Source organism: Meinhardsimonia xiamenensis (assembly GCF_900102905.1).
GTDB lineage: Bacteria > Pseudomonadota > Alphaproteobacteria > Rhodobacterales > Rhodobacteraceae > Meinhardsimonia > Meinhardsimonia xiamenensis.
The window spans coordinates 1-2,289 of the sequence record NZ_FNFV01000020.1 but is presented as its reverse complement, the minus strand read 5'-3'; the positions used below and the strand labels follow the sequence as shown (position 1 = coordinate 2,289).

At 49.8% G+C, this 2,289-nt stretch carries 1 protein-coding gene and 2 pseudogenes; 2 read left to right on the top strand and 1 reads right to left on the bottom strand.

Annotated features, from left to right (window positions below):
- A pseudogene (locus BLQ14_RS15345) lies at window positions 1-152 on the bottom strand (IS5/IS1182 family transposase); the annotation flags it as partial.
- Window positions 153-228: 76 nt separating this feature from the next.
- Between BLQ14_RS15345 and BLQ14_RS15220 the strand changes: the two are divergent.
- Together BLQ14_RS15220 and BLQ14_RS15210 are read left to right on the top strand one after the other, a co-directional pair.
- A pseudogene (locus tag BLQ14_RS15220) lies at window positions 229-564 on the top strand (transposase); the annotation flags it as partial.
- Between the two features lie 420 nt (window positions 565-984).
- Window positions 985-2,187 (top strand): O-antigen ligase family protein, encoded by a 1,203-nt coding sequence (locus BLQ14_RS15210; RefSeq protein ID WP_170068495.1) that lies wholly within the window; start codon window positions 985-987, stop codon window positions 2,185-2,187.
- Window positions 2,188-2,289 lie beyond the last annotated feature (102 nt).

Below are 2,289 nucleotides of genomic sequence, written 5' to 3'. Positions count from 1 at the left end.
ACAAGCCGCTTCATGTTGTAGGCAAGGTTCGCAAGCCCGATCTTCGCCCGTGCCCGCGCGATCCCGATCGTGCGGACAAAGAGTGCCATCCGGTGGCTCGAGTCGGCGAAGACATGCTCGACCGCCGCACGCACCTTCGAGCGCGCCGCATTCGGACACCCTGAAAAACCTCTCGCCCTTCGGCGATGTCTGTGATTCCGTGGCGTTGACGGAGAAGGGAGTGTCGTGATGGCGGATCAGCATGGGTTCTTCGATCTGGACGAGCGGTATGCGGCGCTGTCGAAGGCGGGCGACCCTCTGGAGCGGCTGGCGGCGGTGGTGGATTTCGAGCTGTTCCGCCCCGAGCTTGACGCGGCGCTGAGGCGCTCTGACCGGAAGAAGGGCGGACGCCCCCCGATGGACGCCGTGACGATGTTCAAGGTGCTCGTCCTTCAGGCGCTCCACAACCTGTCGGATGCGCAGGCGGAGTTCCAGATCCTCGACCGGCGCAGCTTCGGAAGGTTCCTCGGGATCGATGACGGCGACAGGATGCCGGATGAGACCACGATCTGGCGCTTTCGCGAGACGGCAGGGAAAGGGCCGAAGCCTCAGCACTAGAGGGCCAATGCAGCGCGCTCAAAGGTATGGGCTACGGTCGAGCATATCTTTGCCGAAGCAAGAGGACCGCATGGTGGTCATCGTGCGCACGAGCGGAATCGTCCGGCCGCGGGTGGAGCTCGGGTTCGCCGACGTCGCCTACAGCATGAAGCGGCGTGCATATCTGGAGCGGAGGGAGGCGGAGGCGTAATGGTGAGGTTCGCCCTACGCCGCGTCAGCGGCAGAAAGGGGGCAGCAGACAGCGGCACGAAACGGAAGAGGTTGCCAGAATCGCCAACCCTCCGTTTGGGGCAGGCGAATCCTCGGTCCGTTGTGACGCCGTTTAGGAGGGCCGGATTAATCAAAGTGTCCAACCATGTATGACCAGTCGATATGGAGCGCGCTGTGATGGCGATCATAACTAGCAGGTACGAGCGCCCGCTGTATGCCACATCAAGCCAGAAATTAGCTATCGGTCTTGTGCCGGTATCGTATGTTTTACTGGCCAGCGGCTCTATATCTCCATTCTTTATAAATGTTACCCTCGGAATTATTTTCCCAACATTTATTTTAACGATATTTGCTGTTCTTTTTCGAAGTCAGATATTTCGTTATATTCTGGTAAAATCAACACTACATTTGTTTCCAATATTAACCGCTCTGCTAATCGCAACATTTCAAACCCAAGATTTATTCTACGCATACTACAAGATTGACGGGGCAATTTTGGCGACAATTTCAGTCGCGCCACTTATGATATATAGCGCGAATATCATTGGTGTCCAGGCGTTTGTGAAATTTTTCATTTTCACTTGCGTTATAGTTCTCGTTTTTACCATAATATACAAACTGCATTTCGGATTTTGGGATCGGAGTGTCCGTTTTTTCATTAATGGTCCGATTATTTTCGGTTGGATGATGTCCATTGCGGCCCTGATGTGCCTCTATATGAACAAAAATAGTGGAAGTTTTGTTTACGTATTTCTTTTTATTATTTTTCTGAGTTCTGTTCTATGGACTGCATCGAAGGGACCATTAATTGCGTTGATTATATCATCATCTTTATTTTTTATCAGAATTAATTTGCGAGTCGTTTCATCGATCCTGTTTATATTCGCATTTATGACGATAACATATAACATAATAGAAACAATTGGGGAGGGAGTCGTTGAGAATACCTTGTCTAGGCTTAGCGTTATTGGAAGAATTATTGATAACAATCTCGAAGATGGCGATTTTGGCTCTGTTATAATAAGGATGGAAATGATTAGTATTTCAATGTCTGTTTTTCTGGATAACCCGTTATTTGGGGTCGGTCTTGGAAATTGGTCTTTTTATTCTGGCTTGGATTCTAATATGTTGTATCCACACAATGTAGTTATGGAAATATTGGCGGAAACTGGGATTTTCGGTGCTATAATAATTTTTTCGTCTTTTCTTTACTTGTGGATTCGCGCTGAATCTCTTGGAAAATTACTGGCAGCAATGTTATTAATGGAGATGTCGGCAAGTGGGGATATGAGTTACTTCAGGATACCGTTGTCTTTTCTTCTTCTTTTTGCCTACTCACAGCACTATCGAGTCACCCGTGATTTTGTATCAAGTACCTGATACCAAATGGACACCTTGATTAACTCGGACTTGCCGGGCCTTTCGCCGGTGCGATGCGCGAATTTGCCCGCCCAGAACGCGGAACGGGCGCTTCCGGGCCCC

Excerpts from the sequence above, each read along its gene's own strand:
- BLQ14_RS15210 (WP_170068495.1), top strand. The coding sequence starts at position 985 with ATGGCGATCATAACTAGCAGGTACGAGCGCCCGCTGTATGCCACATCA.